The following is an 18,044-nucleotide window of genomic DNA, read 5'->3' as shown; positions in this document are numbered from 1 at the left end:
GCGTACCCCTTCAGATACAACTAAACCACCAAATCAGCCAGATTACCTTTCTGTTCTAACCAGTGTTTACGGTCCGATGAGCGTTTTTTTGCTAACAATTTATCCAGCAGGCCAGCGGTAAAATGTGCATCGTCCAGATCCAGCTGCACCAGACGACGGGTATTTGGATCCATCGTGGTTTCCCTTAACTGGCTGGCGTTCATTTCACCCAGACCCTTGAATCGGGTGATCTGCGGATTTTTGCTTTTGCATTTTTTCAAAATGCTTTCGAGCTCGTCTTCATCCAGTGCATAGTGCACATCCTTACCATCATCAATACGGAATAAGGGCGGCATGGCCACAAACAAATGCCCTTCCTCCACCATGGTTGGGAAGTGTTTCACAAACAAGGCACAGAGCAGGGTCGCGATATGCAGACCATCCGAATCGGCATCGGCCAGAATACAGATTTTACCGTAGCGAAGTTCGGACAGGTCATCACTGCCCGGATCGACTCCAATCGCAATGGCAATATCATGCACCTCCTGAGAACCCAGAACTTCATCAGAAGAGACTTCCCAAGTATTTAAGATTTTCCCGCGAATTGGCATGATTGCCTGGAAATTCTTGTCACGTGCCTGCTTGGCAGAACCACCCGCAGAATCCCCTTCCACAATAAACAGTTCCGATTCTTCCAGGGTATGTCCTACACAGTCGGCCAGTTTGCCCGGCAATGCCGGTCCGGAAACAATTTTCTTACGTTCAACTTTTTTTGCCGCTTTTAAACGGCGACCGGCTTTGGCTATTGCCAATTCGGCCAGCTGCATGGCAACGTCTGAGTTTTGATTCAACCACAATGCAAAGGCATCTTTGGCAATGTTCAGCACAATGCCAGATGCTTCACGGCTCGACAGGCGCTCTTTGGTTTGACCGGAAAATTGTGGTTCCTGAAATTTTAACGACAGAATGTAGTTCACCCCGTCCCAGACATCTTCGGCAGACAGTTTCAGATTACGTGGCAACAGGTTACGCAATTCACAGAACTCGCGCATGGCATCGGTCACACCTGAGCGTAAACCGTTAACATGGGTACCACCTTGCGCAGTAGGAATCAGGTTGACATAACTTTCCTGGATTTGTTCGCCGCCTTCGGCATTCCAGCAAATCGCAAATTCGGCACTGGCACGCTCAGCTTCGCCACCCGCTACAAAAGCAGGACTTGGAATGATTTCACGATCTTCAAGCTCATCCATCAAATAGTCAACCAGACCATTTTCAAATTGCCAGCTGATCTTTTCATCATTGATCTGGTCAACATAATTGATTTCCAAGCCCGCCGCTAAAACGGCTTTGGCTTTTAAATTATGTTTTAACGCTTTGAGGGCAAACTTGGGCGAATCAAAATATTTGGCTTCCGGCCAGAAGTGTACCGTAGTCCCTGTCGCCCGTTTCGGTGCTTTACCTTGCAGCACTTCAAGCGGCGCAACTGGTTCGCCGTGTTCAAAGGCCATTTTATACAGGTTACCCTGACGTTGTACTTCGACTTCTACACGAGTCGACAGCGCATTCACCACTGAAATGCCCACGCCATGCAAACCACCGGAAAACTGGTAGTTATCGGTACTGAATTTACCGCCGGCATGCAGTTTGGTCAGAATGATTTCAATCCCGCTTTGGCCATATTCCGGATGGATATCCACCGGCATCCCCCGGCCATTGTCTTCAACCGACAGGGAACCGTCTTTATACACCGTGACGGTAATTTTGTTGGCATGTCCGGCAAGTGCCTCATCCACAGCATTATCAATAACTTCCTGCGCCAAATGGTTGGGGCGAGTGGTATCGGTATACATACCCGGGCGACGACGTACCGGATCTAAACCAGATAAAACTTCAAGTGATTGAGCCGTATATTGAGACACGTTGTACTGTTTCCTTAATTTATACAATCCGATAGAAACTGTAAGGCCATCGGTATTTTGTCTGCGAAATTTTCCATCGCATGGTTGCCATTTGCTTCGGTAATCAGCATGGACTGATGTGAAGCATTGCTATAATAGCGCTGTGCTTCACGATAATCCAAAACTTCGTCCCCTTGTTGTAATAACACTAAAATTTTGTCCGCATCTTGCACAAATGGCACTGCCATCTGCTCAAGCTGATCCAGATGGGTATGATCCAGCGTCCATTCAGCATTCACCACATAGGGAATCTGATCACTGCCAAATAAGTCACGAAATAGTTGCCATGGTCGCATAGCAGGATTAATTAAAACAGCCGGCACGCCATACTTTGCGACCAGCTGTGTCGCATAAAAGCCGCCTAGACTACTCCCCACCAGCACGACCCGATCCAGACTTTCAATCATGGCTGCTAGATGTGCCATTGTCTGCTCGGGCGGCATGTTGAGATCCGGCAGATGCACCTGAACATTGCCCTGCTGCTGACAGTAGTCTTTAATTTGCTGGCCTTTTATGGATAAAGCACTGCTTTGAAATCCATGTAAATAAATGATGTTCATAGTTTTTTATTGCATCATTGCCAAATTTAAACTAGATTTATTTTATACCTGAGTTTTAGCTACCCATCTGTTTTTATCTAGATATAACCAAAATTGTCAGACAAAAAAATTAATACTGAAGCTCAATCATCGTTATTGTAAAAGCTGTTCCAGATGAACGATATAAAATGAAAAGCTAAGAGTTTATACCGTGATCCCAAGAAAAAATAAAGAGTATGGGAAACATGGTCACAGAAAGGACAGGATCAAATGCCGAGTTTAACCCCATTACATGAAACCTATTGTAGATGGGACCGTACACCGCCCAGTCAAGCTGATGTATTGGAAGGTCTCGCACAATTGGTGACGACTCGTCTAAACGACGTCATGCAGGAGCTGATCCAGGCGATTCAACGTGAAATTTTAATTAGCCTGTTTGGCATGAGTGACCAACGCTCGAAAAAATTGCAAAAAATTCCTTATATCGACAAACTGTATCAGCTGTCCTTCGACACCCTGCTCAACTACGGCAACTATTTACTGGCACCCGGTTTACGTCAGATTATTGAAAAATATCCAAAATTACATGACAAGCCGCTAACACCTACTCTGCACTTTCTCGTCGGGGTGCTCAACGGGGTGCTGGGTGATTATTTATTAAAATACCAGAACCCGATGGCACTGCCGATGGTGCTGTATGACCACTATGGTGGACTGCAAAAAGGGGATTTATCCGGTCGCGTGGTCATTTTTGTACATGGCTTGTGCATGAACCATCTGGACTGGAGCAACACGCAATATGGCGGTATAGGCGAAAAATTGTTGGCGCAACGTGACAATAACACCATGCTGTACCTGAACTACAATAGCGGACGTCGTATCTCGGCCAATGGCCGTAGTCTTTCCCATACCCTAGAAGATTTGATTCGTCGCAATCCGCGCATTACCAGCATTGATTTAATTGGCCACAGCATGGGCGGCCTGGTCTTACGCAGTGCCCTGTTTTACGGCAAACAGAACATGTATCAATGGATACATCTGACCGAGAACTTGGTCTGCCTAGGTTCTCCGCATCATGGTGCAGTCTTGGAACGTTTCGGGTTTATCCTGCAAGACAAACTTGGGCATTTTCCCTTTGTGAAAATCATCCGGCATATTGTCAATATCCGCAGCAATGGCATTCTGGATTTGCGCTATGGCAGTGTCCGCGATGATGACTGGGAACATAATCATGCCCGGATTGGCGGCATGGATGACAACCGTAAACCGGCTCCCCTACCGAAACATATTAATACTTACCTGGTTGCCGGCACCATTGAATATGAAAACAAAAAGAACCGAACCTTAAAGGTGCTGGGGGACTATCTGGTCAGTGTAGACAGTGCTTTGGGTGAACATCCAAATCCGCGCTTTCAACTGAAAGTGCCCCAATCCCATAAAGCGATCTTTTATGGCTTAAGTCATTTTGAAATCAACTATCATTCCAGTGTGGCGGAACAGATCGTGAAATGGTTCTACCCGCCGCAAAATGAACAGGTCAAAGAAGAAGTGCATGAATACCGCATGCAGCTGGAAGATTTATCAGGTATTGCACTGACTTAAGTAAAAAATAAAAAAGCCAACGTTCGGTTTAATGCCAGTCAGTTAAGAAATTGACTGGTATTTTCTTTTTTAAATTCATGACTGTATTTGATATGTGGGAAAGTCATCCGCAACTGTTTGAGGCCGGACTATATTAAAAAATGATTGTTTCTGCGATAAATTTGCGAGTTGATAGTGGCTGACGAGTTTTGTGGATGACAAATGCCTTTGGTCTTACGAAGCAGTGCTTCTCAGGGCGAAACCAAAGTAACCAATGAGCTGCAAGGGTTTGATTTAAAATGGTAAGACTCCGCCATGAATCACTAAAAAGTTAAGGAGTTTATTTCTAAACTCCTTAACTGATCAGCATTACAACATTCAGTTGGCTTTTTTATAGACCTCTTTATTTTTTCTTGGCTGTTTTATTGTTCATTCCTGGATAGTGACGCAATAGTTGCCACAGGCTGATCAAGGCAAGTACGGTAAAGAAGGCCAATGACCATACCGGAAGCGATAGTCCAAACAGAGTCCAGTCAACCTTGGCACATTCACCCGAACCTTTCAGCACCTGTTCAAATACCGACTTTAACGGCAAAGTATCCAGCCAATAATCTAAACCTGGACCACAGCTCGGCACCTGATCGGGTGGCAAATTTTGCAGCCAGACATGACGTGCAGCCACCCCTGCGGACCAGAGGATACTAAGCGTACCCAACAAAGCATAAAAACGCTTAAACGCATTTGAAATGGGGTTATGCAGGAAAGCGATCAGGGAAATAATCCCCAGCCCAATTAGCCCTATACGCTGAAAAACGCAGAGTGGACAAGGCTCAAGCCCTTGTCCATGCTCTAAATACAACGCAAATGCCATCCCCGCGACACTAGCTAAAAATAAAAAACCACTCACGAAGCGATAACTCCATTGCATGGCAAATCCTCTTAATTTTTATCGATAATCGGCAAGATATTGCTCAAAACTGATGCTCGTATCTTGTTCCAGTTGCTGTTGCTGTTGCAATGACTGCCCCGCCAAACCATCAAAATAAGCCAGCGTATCCGGGCTTAAAGGGTGCTGTTCATAAGTTGCTGCATGTTGCAGCGCCATCATACTACCAAAACCCCATGTCCCACCATATTCCAAAGTATCGGCTATAACCTGGGCAGACAGGGTTTCATCTACTTCATCAATACGATTGAGCATGACCACCAGGGCTGCTGAATACATTTGGGTATCATAAGTCGCATCCAGTAAATCAGCCCAAGGCTGCATTTTGATGACCTGCGCACGTGCCCAATCCTCAATCGGATGTTTCCCAGCCGCATCCAGAATAGCGGCATTCGGTGCACGGCCACGATTGACCACTTCGGCCTGATTACGCTCAATCCGTTCCTGTTCCGGATCGAGTAAATCCGGGCTGTCTTGTAGCAAGCAATGCAGTGCCAAGACTTCCAGAAATGCTGCCGTGTTTTCATCAATTCCGATCGGACTGTATGGATTGACATCGACTGCACGCAGTTCCACATAACCGACTCCGCGATTTTGCAGTGCCTGGGATGGTGTTTCTCCTGCTTGAGGCACCTGCTTCGGACGGATTAAGCTGTAGTATTCATTTTCAATTTGCAACACATGATCATTAATTTGAATCGGTTCACCGTGTTCATCATTGAGCCCCAAACGGCTAAAAGGTGCATAAGGCGTTTTCACGGCTTTTTGCAAACCCTCCAGATAACCCGACAGGTTGTTGTAGTGAATACCCAATTGCTTCTGGGCAGAATTCTGATAGCCAAAATTGCCCATCCGCAGTGCTGTTGCATAAGGCAAGAACAGGGTACCTTTTAACAAAGGCAACAGATGATGGTCACGTCCGGTCATGAAGCACTGGCAGACCGAAGGGCTAGCCCCCAACAGGAACATCACCAAGGGCGTTAGACGAATGAAATTACGGATCAAGCCAAAGTAACGGTGACTGCGATAATCCTGCAAATTGAGACTTTTTAGATCTTCATTGCTTTCATGCTGTTGCAGTGCTTCAAACAGTTGATCTGGAAAAGATAAATTATAATGCACCCCGGAAATGGTTTGCATACGGCGACCATAACGCACCCCTAAACCACGGCGATATAAAGTCTTGAATCGTCCAATATTAGAACTACCATATTGGGCTAAACGAATGCTTTTTTCGTCATCATCCAGCATGCAGGGCATCGACAAGGGCCAGAGTTTTTCCCCATTTTCCAGATGACGGTGTGTAACGGCATGAATATCGGCCAGATAATCGAGTGCTTTTTCAATACTGTCTTGTGGAGGAGTAATAAATTCCATCAAGGCTTCAGAATAGTCAGTGGTGATATGCGGATGTGTTAATGCAGAACCAAGTGCCTGAGGATGTGTTGCCTGGGATAAAAAGCCATTGCTTTGCATACGCAGGCTTTCACGTTCAATACCGCGCAACATGCCCTTAAACAGCGAAGAATCCACCCAAGTTGGTACCATAACTTGAGAGGTCGATTCGGGTTGACTCATTAACAATCTCGCTTATCGGAAGATAACTACTAAATAAAACTACTAAAATAAAATCATCAGTTTATATCAGTATAACGTGATTTTTGGCTGCTACATTACACCCTGTATAGTTTTCAAGCAAAACGTCAATTTTATTTCTGGCAAATTTTTATCACAAAGATACTGTATAAGACATCTGAATTTTGTGTTTGTATTGAATAATAAGTGCTAAGGATTTGTAAATATTATGAATTATCCAGATGTTTTGGACTTTTGGTTTAATCCGGAAACCCAGCCGCTGTGGTTTGCAAAAAGTGATGATTTTGATGCACTGATCAAGCAAAAGTTTTATGACATTCACCAAAAGGCGGCACAAGCCGAACTGTGGTCATGGCGTAAAACGGCTGAAGGCCGCCTGGCTGAAATTATTATTCTGGATCAATTCTCACGTAACCTGTTTCGGGATCAAGCTCAGGCCTTTGCCCAGGACCCCTTAGCCTTGGCTCTGGCGCAAGAAGCCATTAGCCTGGATTTGGATAAACAATTAAGTCCAGAACAACGTACGTTTTTATATATGCCCTTTATGCACAGTGAATCGAAACTGATCCACGAATTCGCGTTAAAATTATTTCAACGCTTAAATAATCCCCTGAATCTGGATTATGAAAAACAGCATAAAGCCATTATTGACCGTTTCGGGCGCTATCCGCACCGCAATGCCATCCTGGCACGTAGCTCAACTGCGGAAGAGCTCGAATTTTTAACCCAACCGAATAGTCGTTTCTAAACATTTATTGTGTCTCCTCCCCGCGCACAGTAAATCGTATGGAGGTTTAACATGAAGAACAGCATTATAGGTTTGAGTATGGTCGTGGCCATAGCGCTGTCAGGCTGTGCAACCACACCTTCAAAACCGCTGACTTTTGACCAACTGGGGCAATTCAGCAATACGCCCCTGAATGCACAAAGCTATCGCATCAGTTTTCAGGCCCGTCCTAACATGAATTTTGGGACTGCCGAAGAAATTACTCTGGTGAAAGCCGCCCAGACCACGGTACAAAATGGCTTCCGCTATTTTAAAGTACTGGATGATCCGAGTAACCGTAACCAGCCCCCACGTCAGGCCGTGGTCTACTCCACCCCGATGTACTATCCCTATGGTTATTACCGCCGCTATCCTGGCTTCTGGCCTGACCCGTTTTATGATATGCCGCGCGTGGTGACTATTGACCCGGTACAAGTTTCCTATACCATTGAATGTTATAAAGATCAGAAAAAAGCACCCGATGATGCCTTTGATGCCTATTTGATTTTAAAATATCTAGGACAAAAGTATGGCTTGGGTTCTAACGGCCAAATTCTAGCACCAGCAATGCCGAAAACAGCAAAATAACAACAGTTTAGTAACCGACAGGAATCCTGCATGACCACAGCGGAAGCAATCACCACACCAAGTTTGCAACGCAGTAAACGCTTTGCCACCATTGCCCTCATCAGTGCTATCGTGATCTGGTTAGTGCTGATGCTGGTTGCCAAGCTGATTCCTGAATATGCCTGGCTGGTTCATATTTTCATGCTTTCTGCCGAAGCGGGTGTGGTCGGCGGACTGGCCGACTGGTATGCCATTACCGTATTGTTCCGCAATCCTTTTGGGAAAATGCCAATTCCCAAGTTTCTGCTCGACCACACTGAAATCATTCCGCGCAATAAGGCCAGGATTGCCGAATCGATGGGACGTTTTGTACAGGAAAACTTTTTATCTCCACAAGTGGTGGAAAGAAGCCTGCAAAGTACCGATCTGAGTCTTGCGGTCGGACAATGGCTGGCAAAACCGGAAAATAATACTCAAGTCACTCAGGTCATTCAGCAAACCGTACCGAAGATTTTCGAATTTGTTGGTCAGGAACAGATTGGAAACTTTATTCAAAACAACAGTGTGCAATGGGTGCGTAACACCCAGGTTAACACCCTGGCCAGTGAAATGCTGCGCGCGGTACTAGAAAATGACTTCCATCAGGATGTATTGCAACGTGGACTCGATTTGGCACACGAATGGATGATTTCTCATCCAGAACAAGCCCATGAACTTACCCGTCGGCTGTTCAAAGAACTGGGCGTGTGGAAGCTGGCCAAAGGTGCCAGCTGGATTGGGATTGATGTGCAGCAACGCACCATTGATTCACTGATTGAACGAGTGGAATCCATGCTGGCCGATCCACAGCATCCCTGGCGGCAAAAAATTGAACAGATGGGTCAGCAGCTGATGCTGGAACTGGCAGACAGTGAAAGTGAGGCCAGCTATCGTCTAAACAGTATCAAAGATGCCCTGCTAGATAGTCCTCAGGTACTAAATTTTATCAGTGGTGCCGTAGTGATTCTCTGTGATGCGATTAAAGCAGACTTGCTCAAACCCGATTCAGGCATTGCACAAAATCTGCGAGTTGCGATTCAACAGGTCGGGGAAAATATCATTTCCAATCCGGCAGTACGTCAATTGCTGAATGAACGAATGAGTGGGCTTGCCGTCAATTTGAGTGATCAATACAGTGAAAAAGTGATCCGTTTTATTAGCGAACGCATTCATGAATGGGATTCTCGCGAAATGATCGACAAAATTGAAAATGAAGTCGGTGGCGATTTGCACATGATCCGGGTCAATGGGGTCGTAGTCGGTGCATTTATCGGTTTGGTGCTGGGGATGATCCGTGCCTTGGTGGATGTATTGCTTTAAAGACCTGTTCAAAATCAATAAAGCCTATTCATCAAAGCAACTGGTCTGGACTAAGAACTGATTCACTTCGGTGAATTGGGAGCATAAAGATCAACCCGTTTGTCTGTTAATTTACGCACCAAAGGCAACAGGGTTAGCACAATGGGAAAAGCAAAAGCCTAGAAAATCCTGCTTTTTTGAATCTTTTGCAGAATTTTCCTGCTTCAATTCTGCGTTAGTTGTCGGACAAGATTCATTCAATACAAATGCATTCACCTAAAGACCACGAAATTTGCTATATTTGCTGTTTTTCTGCGACATTTATTTTTCGACTGATTATGAATACGGCAATCCAAGCAGCTCTCGATCATGCAGTGCAATCTCTTCAAGCTGAAGGTGTACTTCCATCCGACTGGAATAACAGCGGTCATTTAACGCGAACCAAAGACCGAAGCTACGGTGACTTCGCTTCGAATATTGCCATGATTGGTTCTAAAGCTGCGGGTATGAAGCCTCGTGATCTTGCAGAAAAAATTCTTGCTGCATTGCCTGAAGTAGCAGACATCAGCAAAGCAGAAATTGCGGGTCCCGGCTTTATCAACTTCTTTTTAAATGCCGACCAGCGCTTTGCTATTTTAGACCAGATTCAAGCACAAAAAGATCAATTTGGTCGTACTCAAGCCAATGGTGAAAAACGCGTTCAAGTCGAATTTGTTTCAGCAAACCCGACTTCAAGCCTGCACGTTGGTCATGGTCGGGGTGCAGCCTATGGCATGACCGTTGCCAATCTGCTGGAAGCAACCGGTGCCAAAGTTGACCGTGAATATTATGTCAATGATGCTGGCCGTCAAATGGACATTCTGGCGACCTCTACATACCTGCGTTATTTAGAGCTTACGGGTCAAACCTTAGTCTTCCCTAAAAATGCCTACCAAGGCGACTACGTTAAAGAAATCGCGCAAATCATTATTGACCAAGACGGCACTGCTTATGTACGTCCGGTTGCAGACGTATATAAAGATGTACCTGAAGATATTCAATACGCTGAAGAACTGGATGCTGACGGCAACAAAGTGGTGTTATCGGGCGATAAAGAAAAACACATCGATGGCTTGATTCACAATTCTCAAGCATTGATTGGTGAAGGCTACCGCATCTTCCATCAAGCGGCGCTCAAAGCGATTCTTGATGACATTAAAGATGACTTGGGCGAATTTGGTGTAACCTTCAACCAATGGTTCAGTGAAGCATCTTTAACTGAAAAAATTGAAGAAGCACTACAAACACTGGATCAACGTGGCTATCTTTATGAACAAGATGGCAATATCTGGTTTAAATCGACCGAATTTGGCGATGAAAAAGACCGCGTAGTGAAACGCCGTAATGGTCAAACCACTTACTTTGCCTCTGACATTGCTTACCACCTGAATAAATTACAACGTGGCTATACCGATATCGTCGATATCTGGGGTTCAGACCACCACGGTTATATTGCGCGTGTTAAAGCAGCCATTGATGCCATGGGTTATGACTCGAAAAAATTGACCGTGCTTTTGGTTCAGTTCGTGAGCTTGTGGCGTGGTGGTGAAATGGTGCAAATGTCATCCCGTTCAGGTCAGTTCGTGACTTTACGTGACCTGCGCAAAGAAGTCGGCAACGATGCAGCGCGTTTCTACTATGTGATGCGTAAGTCTGAACAGCACATCGATTTCGACTTGGACCTTGCTGTTTCTCAAAGTAAAGACAATGCCGTGTATTACATTCAGTATGCACATGCCCGTATCTGCCGTATGCTAGAAAAAGCGGTTACAACAGGTGTGAACTTTGATGCTGCGAATGCACGTCAATTTGCGGCGAAACTTGCGCTGGATGCAGAAACAGAAATTCTGGCCAAACTTGCAGCCTACCCTGAGATCGTGATTCGCGCAGCCAACAGTTATGAACCGCATCAAGTAGGTAACTATCTGAAAGAATTGGCAGCATTATTCCACGGTTGGTATAATGAGCATAAAGTACTCAATAATGATGCTGAACTTACACAAGCCCGTTTATTACTTTCAGTAAACGTACAACAGGTTTTACGTAATGGTTTAGAATTATTAGGTGTATCTGCTCCTGAGGCGATGTAAGCACAACAAGGTTTTGCATCGCCGCAAGACCGAAAGCTATGCTTGAAGTGGCGATGTAATAATTAATTCCCTTGTGCAGCAATGTTGTTACTCGCAGCAAAAGTCATGTTTGTGATCATCTAAACTTAGTTAATGATTTATAGACAATAGGGTAAATAAGGTGTTATCTAAAAATAACACCTTATTTTAAATAGATTTAAATTAAAAATAATACACGAGGAATCCCACGTGTTTGGAAAAACGCAGCGCGGTGTCTCTGAGCGACCGAATAAGCCGAAAAAGCCATTGATTCCTGCATGGCTGGGAACGCTGGTGGTTATTTTAATTGTGTTGAGTTTTGCCGTAGCTTTGATGCTGTGGAAACCGTGGGCACCGGTTAAACCGAAAAATCAGATCAGTTCTGAACATTATCAGGAAGATACCAACAAGGACTATCGTTTCTACGATTTATTGCCACAACAGCAAGTGACACCCATTCCAGATCAGGCAGTTCCTGAAACTAAAAATTCAGAAACTGTAGTGATTGTTGAAGCTCCAGAAACAGAAACGGCTGCTCCGGCTGAAACAGCCGAGCCAGGTCTGGAAAGTTCTGAAGCACCTGTTGCCCACCAGCCAAGTTATATTTTGCAGGTGCGTAGCTATCCCGATCCAGATAGTGCCGATGCACGCCGTGCCGAAATTATCCTGAATGGTCTATCTGCAGATGTAGTGAAATCGGTTGAAGGCGGTCAAACTTGGTACCGGGTAATTTCTGGGCCTTATGATTCTCAGGAAGCTGCCATGATTGCACAGCAAACCTTGCAACGCAGTGGTATTGATTCGATTGTGGTGAAACGTTAATTTTTAGACATTAAAAAGCGCCTTATTTGAGGCGCTTTTTATTTTCACCTCTCCCTAGCCCTCTCCTTATAGGAGAGGGAACTCCTCCCTTTATTAAAGGTGAGAAGCATTGCTTCGCAAGGGAGGGATTAAGAGAGGAGCTTAAACCGTATGCCCCAAAGCCTCGCCCATCACTACAACGGAATTGGCTTTAAACATCGGGTCCCATTGCATTTTATCTTTTTCAAATAGCACCACAGCAGTTGAACCCAAATAGAAACGGCCCAGCTCTGCTCCTTTTTCCAGAAACAGGTTGTGTTGGTTCAATTCCAAATGCCCTGTCGGTTTCACCTTACCCGTTGCCACAGTTTCAATACCTGCAACAATCATCGCACCGACTAAAACCACCGCCATACGCCCCAGCTCAGTATCAAACAAACACACCATCCGTTCATTACGCGCAAACAGACCCGGAATATTTTCCGCAGTGGTTTGATTGACCGAGAACAATTCCCCTGGAACATACAAGGTTTCAGTCAAAGTCCCGGCAAAAGGCATATGCACACGGTGATAATCTTTAGGTGATAAATACACCGTAGCAAAATGACCATTTTTAAACGGTTCGGCCAATTGCGGATCGGCAATCAGTTTTTCCACCGAAAAGCTTTGCCCCTTGGCCTGAAAAATGTCACCCTCTTCAATCTGACCCAATTGTGAAATGGCGCCATCGGCAGGCGACACAATACTGTGCGGATCGGTATCGATTTGGCGTACCCCCTCTTTTAAAGAGCGGGTAAAAAATTCGTTAAATGATTTGAATTTTAATGCATTGCTTTGTTCAGCAATCGACATATCAATTCCATACTGGGCTTTAAAAACCTGAATCACGGTATTTTTGATAATCGGATGTTCACTGGCAGCCAGTTTACCCACGACACGTGATAATTGGTGTTGTGGCACAACACGTTGTGCTTGAATAAAAATTTGTTTTTTTAAACGTGATGCGAAGCTCAAGATGGTAACTCTCCGGTAATAATCGGACTGTCGAGGCGGTTGCCCCATTCACTCCACGCACCATCATAAGCCTGTATCTTCCAACCGAGCAATCGGCCCAGAATATAGGCCAAACCCGAACGATGATGTGACTGACAATAGACCACCACAGGTTGTTTTAAATTGAAACCCAGTTGTTCCAAGCGCTGTTGAGTGCGTTGTAAAGGATGCAATTTTAAATGATTTTCACGATTTAGGGCAGTACTCCATTCAAAATGTCGGGCATTTGGAATGTGACCGCCGCGTCGCGCTGCAAGTCGAAGACCGGTATATTCATCTTCGGTGCGGCAATCCCACAATTGAATGCTATTGTTTTGTACTTTTTCTAACAGCTCTGCATATTCAATACGGTACTTTTCAATATTGGTCTGGTTAATGTCCACCAGAGGCACTACGGGAACTAATTTTTCCACTTCTGAAGAAGTCGGCAAACCGGCTGCCAGCCAGGCATGAATGCCACCATTCAACAAGCTGGTATTTTCAAAACCCAGACAATGCAGGTTCCAGATCATGCGCCCTGCCCAAGCCCCACCTTCATCATCATAAGCCACCACATGATGTTCAGGAGAAATATTCAGATATTCAATCAGGGCTTTTAAGCCCTCTACATCAGGCAACAAACCTGAAGCCTGCTCTTCTTGGCGTACCAGCTGCTTCGGTTGCACATGAATGGCATGCGGAATATGCAATTGATCATAAACAGAACGACGGCTTAAATCGACAATGCGTAATTTTTCATTGCCTAAAAACGGAACCAGCTCTTCTGCTTCTATCAGCAGAGCAAAATTAAATGCAGATACAGTCATACTTTTTTCGTGTTTTATTTAGATCAACATGGACGATCTTAGCATAAGTCATTTTCACTATTATGCTGATTTTTTTGCATTGGTTTAGCAAAAAATCAGCTATAGCCATGATGATTATTCTGTTGCGCTGAGATTAAATACCTGACGTAAATAGGCCAGGAAGGTATCGTTATCGGTCATGGTTTTTCCTGGACTGTCGGAAATTTTTGCTACCGATTGACCATTGCATTCCACCAGTTTTAACACAATATTGAGTGGGGTTTGTCCCAAGTCATTGGTTAAATTGGTGCCTATACCGAAGCTGACCTGAAAACGGTCTTTAAAGTATTGATGCAAGCCCCAGGCTTTTTCCAGATTCAGCCCATCACTAAAGGTCAGCATCTTGGTTTTGCTGTCAATTTTTAATTTCTTATAGTGCGCATAGGCTTTATCACCCCATGCATAGGGATCCCCACTGTCATGACGCAAACCGTCAAACAGTTTGGCAAAATACAGATCGAAGTCACGCAAGAACGCATCCATTCCTACCACATCGGTCAGGGCAATCCCTAAATCACCACGATATTCCTGCACCCAGGTTTCCAGTGCCGCTTTCTGAAAATCGCGTAAACGCACATCCAGAGCCTGAAAAGCCTGTAAAAACTCATGCGCCATGGTTCCGATCGGAGTAATTCCCAATTCTTTCGCAATCAACACATTGCTGGTGCCACGGAAAATATTCGGTGAGGCTTGGTTAAATACTTCAATCACATGCTTTTGCCATACAAAGCTATAACGACGACGCGTACCAAAGTCAGACACCAAGAAAGGTGGTTCATGAGGCTTCAGTTCTTTTTCATAATGCTTTAACAGTTCGACTTTGGCTTGCAAACGGCGTTCACCTTCTGCCAAAACTTCATCACTGCGAATACGCATGAAATACAGTTCATTGACAATGGCCAGAACAAAAATTTCAAACATCATGGCCTGAACCATCGGACCTTCAATCCAGATGTCCAGACGGCCTTGCTCATCAATGCTGGCTTTAATAAAACGACGTTTCAGCTGGAACAGTTCCAGATAATCGACGAAGTCACTTTTGATAAAACGCAAACTGCGCAGATAAAGCAGCTCATCTTCTTTAAACTTAAGCTGGCATAAATAGTCGAGTTGCTGATTCAAATCGCCCAGAATATCCGTCAGCGGATAAACGGTATCCTCTAAATTACGGCAACGAAAATGATAAACACTGTGCGTTTGAGGAAATTTATGCAATACCACCTGTAACATGGTGAATTTGTACAAGTCGGTATCAAGCAAAGATTGAATGATTGGAGCCATATCTAATGAAATTTCGCTGTGCTGACTGCATTAAAACACACTTTTTATCTTGATATTGCTAGTTTTGCGTACAGCTGGACCCGTCAAGGCAATAGAGTCACAGATAAACCTCAGTGTTATTCCGTAATAGAGCTGTATTTTATTTCCTGTGAGCGGCCTTGAGTCACGACTCTCACATTTGCATCTTCATATCCAGTTTCATTAAAGTCTGCTTGGATTCATTCATGTCAAGATAGAGCAAAATATCTTTAACCAAACCTGATGATTCTGTTGAGATATTGTGTGTATTTTAAAGCTTAAATTTCTGCCTGTTTGTTACAATGCTGCGGATAAATTGAAGATTTAAATTGGTTAAGTTATGCGTGCATTATTGCAACGGGTTCTAGAAGCAAAGGTTGTGGTGGATGGTGAAACCACTGGGCAAATTGAAAAAGGCATTTTGGTTTTTCTGGGATTAGCTAAAGAAGACAATCTGGAAAAAGGCAAAAAGCTGATCGACAAGATATTGAAATACCGTTTTTTTGATGATGAACAGGGCAAAATGGGCTGGAATGTGGCTCAGGCCGGTGGTGGAGTATTATTGGTTTCGCAATTTACCTTGATGGCACAAACCCAAAAAGGTTTACGTCCGGACTTTGGTCCAGCCATGCCACCGGGTGAGGCAAAAGCTTTATATGAAGCCTTGGTCGACTATGCAAAATCTCAATTTAAAAATGTGCAAACGGGTATTTTTGCCGCCGACATGAAAGTACATCTGGTCAATGATGGTCCGGTGACCTTTAATCTGGAAGTTGAATAAGGCGACAATATTGCCATCACAAAAAAGCCCTCGATTGAGGGCTTTTTTATTCTAATTAAAGAGTTGTAAGATATTTTGCGCGGTCCATCACATCTGTAGGAATGTCTTGAACTAACATCACTGTTAATGATTGCTGACCTTTAACTTTTGCTGATTGTTGAGTTTCTAAAACTGCATTTACATCTTTTGGAGACAATGTATACATTGCTCCAGTAGCTGGATCAATAATCAGAAGACCAAGTAAACCACCAAAGATAATATTACCTATATACCAGCCATTTACACTTGCAGTTACTTGAATTTTTTTAGTTTGGAAACCTTCTTTTGAGAAAGCAACTTCATATCCTGCTGGTTTAAAGAAACCATTACCACGTTTTAAAGTCACAGTAGCAGGAGTCGAGCCAGTATGAATCTTTTCACCTGATTTATTTGTAATAGTGATGTTGGCTGACTCTGGTACTGATTTAAAAGTCAAAGTCTGTGTTGAACCAGAAAAAATACTCGCACAACCAGTAAAAGTCATTGACGCTGCAATTACTGAAGCTGTTAAAATTTTCTTCATAAAAATACCCCCTATATAAGCGGGGGGTATTATTAATAGGAAAACTATATTTTTCAATTAATCTTAATTATTTACCAGTCTTTTCACGAATAAATGAACGTACCAGTTTCACTTTTTCTTGTACCGGTTTTGGTAATTTTGGCGGAATCAGTTTGGCAACCTTATTAAACCAGACCAAAAGGCCAAAATCGCCTTCCATTTTAATCGTGCCATTTTGCATGCCGGTCATGAAAGCGCTTGGATCACCTTTCATTAAGGTTTTTACGCCCTGTTCACTGTCTGCGAACTGCAAAATGAAGTCCGCTTTTTCTGCATCGCCTGCTACTGTGTCAATTTGCCCATTATTTACAATAATTTGACGTGCAAAGCCCAGATCAGTGCCAATTTGGATACGGAATTGACGTTCATGAACCAGTTCAATAAATTTTGGACTGGTACGCGCCAACTGTTTCATACGCAAAGCTAAGCCCGCAACTAACAAATCAAGCGGATCCGTGCTTACATCGACCAGTGGTAATTTTACGACAGGAATCGAAGATAGTTTCATGACATTTAAGCCTATTGTAATTGTTGGAAAATTGACGACTTATCCTACCATAACTTGGGTTTTTTGAAGTAAGGCTTTGTATAACAATAATCAATAAAAAAAGATGTGCCGCAGCACATCTTTTTTTATTGATTATCAGTTTTTCAAATTAACGGCTTGAGTAGTGTTGCTGCTCATCATCATAGACTGGTGTATGTTCAATATAGCGACGTTTGGCTAAAGCGCGTTCTGCACGACGATCTTCGCGGATTAATAGCAGGGTTAAAATCCCCATGACCGACATTAACGCCGTCAGGTAGCTGTATCCTATCGGTAAATCAAACGCCAGTTGAGTACTAAAGCGAATGGCTTCAATCAAGCCCCAAAACAGCATACCTGCAAACATAAAGCTTAACAAACGACGATAAGGCGAGAAGAAAACAGCTATCAAAGCAGCGGCAATCAAGCTTAAGCCTATGATGGTTGCTAAATTCGCTGTAACCATAAAAACCTCCGTCCTATAAAGGATGTTGACACTTTTATATGGGTCTAAATCAAATCCCCGATAGCGTGAATAAATGCTGAAATATATTTATATCAATTTCTATGCAAGCATTATGCGGAGTTTTTTGAAGAAAAAAAGTCTTGTATTTTCAACAAGCGACATACCTTGTCGCAATATTATTTTGTCATTACATTTTTTTATTTTTAACTTTTTCTGGAAATAAGATGGGCTCGGACTTGCCGTGTCATTACA

Annotated in this window: 17 protein-coding genes; 7 read left to right on the top strand and 10 right to left on the bottom strand. The window is 43.8% G+C overall.

All coding sequences use genetic code 11. The features are described from left to right. Positions 1–20: 20 nt before the first annotated feature. Entirely contained in the window at positions 21–1,901 is a 1,881-nt protein-coding gene (gene parE / locus ACE01T_RS04225) for a DNA topoisomerase IV subunit B (protein WP_395518804.1), read from the bottom strand. 14 nt (positions 1,902–1,915) lie between these two features. After that, positions 1,916–2,500: a YqiA/YcfP family alpha/beta fold hydrolase gene (locus tag ACE01T_RS04220; RefSeq protein ID WP_395518803.1), complete on the bottom strand. Its 585-nt coding sequence runs from the start codon at positions 2,498–2,500 to the stop codon at positions 1,916–1,918. A 249-nt stretch (positions 2,501–2,749) separates the two neighbouring features. On the opposite strand from ACE01T_RS04220, the gene ACE01T_RS04215 reads away from it, so the two are divergent. Then, the gene (locus ACE01T_RS04215; RefSeq protein ID WP_395518802.1) at positions 2,750–4,081 is read left to right on the top strand and encodes a PGAP1-like alpha/beta domain-containing protein; all 1,332 of its coding nucleotides are present in this window, start codon (positions 2,750–2,752) and stop codon (positions 4,079–4,081) included. A gap of 382 nt (positions 4,082–4,463) precedes the next feature. Here ACE01T_RS04215 and ACE01T_RS04210 read toward each other — a convergent pair whose 3' ends face one another. Further along, complete coding sequence (locus ACE01T_RS04210) at positions 4,464–4,988, bottom strand: disulfide bond formation protein B (RefSeq protein ID WP_086196563.1); 525 nt, start codon at positions 4,986–4,988, stop codon at positions 4,464–4,466. 18 nt (positions 4,989–5,006) lie between these two features. Continuing rightward, entirely contained in the window at positions 5,007–6,584 is a 1,578-nt protein-coding gene (gene gshA / locus ACE01T_RS04205) for a glutamate--cysteine ligase (RefSeq protein WP_180082297.1), read from the bottom strand. Between the two features lie 226 nt (positions 6,585–6,810). On the opposite strand from gshA, the gene ACE01T_RS04200 reads away from it, so the two are divergent. The 5 genes from ACE01T_RS04200 to ACE01T_RS04180 all read left to right on the top strand — a co-directional run bounded on the left by ACE01T_RS04200 (position 6,811) and on the right by ACE01T_RS04180 (position 12,242). Beyond that, the gene (locus ACE01T_RS04200) at positions 6,811–7,350 is read left to right on the top strand and encodes a DUF924 family protein (protein WP_180043164.1); all 540 of its coding nucleotides are present in this window, start codon (positions 6,811–6,813) and stop codon (positions 7,348–7,350) included. Between the two features lie 51 nt (positions 7,351–7,401). Next, positions 7,402–7,956, top strand: coding sequence for a CC0125/CC1285 family lipoprotein (locus ACE01T_RS04195; protein ID WP_180043163.1), 555 nt, complete (start codon positions 7,402–7,404; stop codon positions 7,954–7,956). A 30-nt stretch (positions 7,957–7,986) separates the two neighbouring features. Beyond that, on the top strand, positions 7,987–9,294 hold the full coding sequence (locus ACE01T_RS04190; RefSeq protein ID WP_180043162.1) for a DUF445 domain-containing protein: 1,308 nt from the start codon (positions 7,987–7,989) through the stop codon (positions 9,292–9,294). A 317-nt stretch (positions 9,295–9,611) separates the two neighbouring features. Beyond that, entirely contained in the window at positions 9,612–11,402 is a 1,791-nt protein-coding gene (gene argS, locus ACE01T_RS04185; RefSeq protein WP_395518800.1) for an arginine--tRNA ligase, read from the top strand. 228 nt (positions 11,403–11,630) lie between these two features. Next, the gene (locus tag ACE01T_RS04180; RefSeq protein ID WP_180043160.1) at positions 11,631–12,242 is read left to right on the top strand and encodes an SPOR domain-containing protein; all 612 of its coding nucleotides are present in this window, start codon (positions 11,631–11,633) and stop codon (positions 12,240–12,242) included. Between the two features lie 141 nt (positions 12,243–12,383). Here the strand turns inward: ACE01T_RS04180 and asd are convergent, their stop codons facing one another. From asd to pncB, 3 genes are all read right to left on the bottom strand, one after another. Continuing rightward, positions 12,384–13,235, bottom strand: coding sequence for an archaetidylserine decarboxylase (asd, locus tag ACE01T_RS04175; RefSeq protein ID WP_395518799.1), 852 nt, complete (start codon positions 13,233–13,235; stop codon positions 12,384–12,386). Next, positions 13,232–14,080 (bottom strand): sulfurtransferase, encoded by an 849-nt coding sequence (locus ACE01T_RS04170; RefSeq protein WP_180043158.1) that lies wholly within the window; start codon positions 14,078–14,080, stop codon positions 13,232–13,234. The genes asd and ACE01T_RS04170 overlap by 4 nt, the downstream gene beginning before the upstream one ends. 114 nt (positions 14,081–14,194) lie before the next feature. Continuing rightward, a complete protein-coding gene (gene pncB, locus ACE01T_RS04165) occupies positions 14,195–15,400 on the bottom strand; it encodes a nicotinate phosphoribosyltransferase (RefSeq protein WP_180043157.1) in 1,206 nt (401 codons plus the stop codon). 358 nt (positions 15,401–15,758) lie between these two features. On the opposite strand from pncB, the gene dtd reads away from it, so the two are divergent. After that, positions 15,759–16,199, top strand: a complete 441-nt coding sequence (gene dtd, locus ACE01T_RS04160; protein WP_180043156.1) for a D-aminoacyl-tRNA deacylase — start codon at positions 15,759–15,761, stop codon at positions 16,197–16,199. A 55-nt stretch (positions 16,200–16,254) separates the two neighbouring features. Here the strand turns inward: dtd and ACE01T_RS04155 are convergent, their stop codons facing one another. The 3 genes from ACE01T_RS04155 to aciT all read right to left on the bottom strand — a co-directional run bounded on the left by ACE01T_RS04155 (position 16,255) and on the right by aciT (position 17,792). Beyond that, entirely contained in the window at positions 16,255–16,761 is a 507-nt protein-coding gene (locus tag ACE01T_RS04155) for a hypothetical protein (RefSeq protein WP_180081286.1), read from the bottom strand. Between the two features lie 67 nt (positions 16,762–16,828). Then, positions 16,829–17,308 carry an SCP2 sterol-binding domain-containing protein gene (locus ACE01T_RS04150; protein WP_180043154.1) on the bottom strand — a complete coding sequence of 160 codons (480 nt, stop codon included), beginning with the start codon at positions 17,306–17,308 and terminating at the stop codon, positions 16,829–16,831. Between the two features lie 148 nt (positions 17,309–17,456). Beyond that, positions 17,457–17,792, bottom strand: coding sequence for an AciT family ciprofloxacin tolerance protein (aciT, locus tag ACE01T_RS04145; RefSeq protein WP_395518798.1), 336 nt, complete (start codon positions 17,790–17,792; stop codon positions 17,457–17,459). Positions 17,793–18,044: the final 252 nt, after the last annotated feature.

The organism is Acinetobacter uliginosus (genome assembly GCF_044130295.1).
GTDB lineage: Bacteria > Pseudomonadota > Gammaproteobacteria > Pseudomonadales > Moraxellaceae > Acinetobacter.
The sequence above is the reverse complement of the archived record's forward strand: the minus strand, read 5'-3'. Positions and strand labels throughout refer to the sequence as shown.

What these genes read in the sequence shown, in the direction of transcription:
- ACE01T_RS04150 (WP_180043154.1), bottom strand. Translation starts at nt 17,308, where the DNA reads ATGAAACTATCTTCGATTCCTGTCGTAAAATTACCACTGGTCGATGTA.
- dtd (WP_180043156.1), top strand. Translation starts at nt 15,759, where the DNA reads ATGCGTGCATTATTGCAACGGGTTCTAGAAGCAAAGGTTGTGGTGGAT.
- ACE01T_RS04195 (WP_180043163.1), top strand. Translation starts at nt 7,402, where the DNA reads ATGAAGAACAGCATTATAGGTTTGAGTATGGTCGTGGCCATAGCGCTG.
- ACE01T_RS04170 (WP_180043158.1), bottom strand. Translation starts at nt 14,080, where the DNA reads ATGACTGTATCTGCATTTAATTTTGCTCTGCTGATAGAAGCAGAAGAG.
- ACE01T_RS04220 (WP_395518803.1), bottom strand. Translation starts at nt 2,500, where the DNA reads ATGAACATCATTTATTTACATGGATTTCAAAGCAGTGCTTTATCCATA.
- ACE01T_RS04215 (WP_395518802.1), top strand. Translation starts at nt 2,750, where the DNA reads ATGCCGAGTTTAACCCCATTACATGAAACCTATTGTAGATGGGACCGT.
- ACE01T_RS04190 (WP_180043162.1), top strand. Translation starts at nt 7,987, where the DNA reads ATGACCACAGCGGAAGCAATCACCACACCAAGTTTGCAACGCAGTAAA.
- ACE01T_RS04210 (WP_086196563.1), bottom strand. Translation starts at nt 4,988, where the DNA reads ATGCAATGGAGTTATCGCTTCGTGAGTGGTTTTTTATTTTTAGCTAGT.
- pncB (WP_180043157.1), bottom strand. Translation starts at nt 15,400, where the DNA reads ATGGCTCCAATCATTCAATCTTTGCTTGATACCGACTTGTACAAATTC.
- ACE01T_RS04155 (WP_180081286.1), bottom strand. Translation starts at nt 16,761, where the DNA reads ATGAAGAAAATTTTAACAGCTTCAGTAATTGCAGCGTCAATGACTTTT.
- aciT (WP_395518798.1), bottom strand. Translation starts at nt 17,792, where the DNA reads ATGGTTACAGCGAATTTAGCAACCATCATAGGCTTAAGCTTGATTGCC.
- ACE01T_RS04200 (WP_180043164.1), top strand. Translation starts at nt 6,811, where the DNA reads ATGAATTATCCAGATGTTTTGGACTTTTGGTTTAATCCGGAAACCCAG.
- argS (WP_395518800.1), top strand. Translation starts at nt 9,612, where the DNA reads ATGAATACGGCAATCCAAGCAGCTCTCGATCATGCAGTGCAATCTCTT.
- gshA (WP_180082297.1), bottom strand. Translation starts at nt 6,584, where the DNA reads ATGAGTCAACCCGAATCGACCTCTCAAGTTATGGTACCAACTTGGGTG.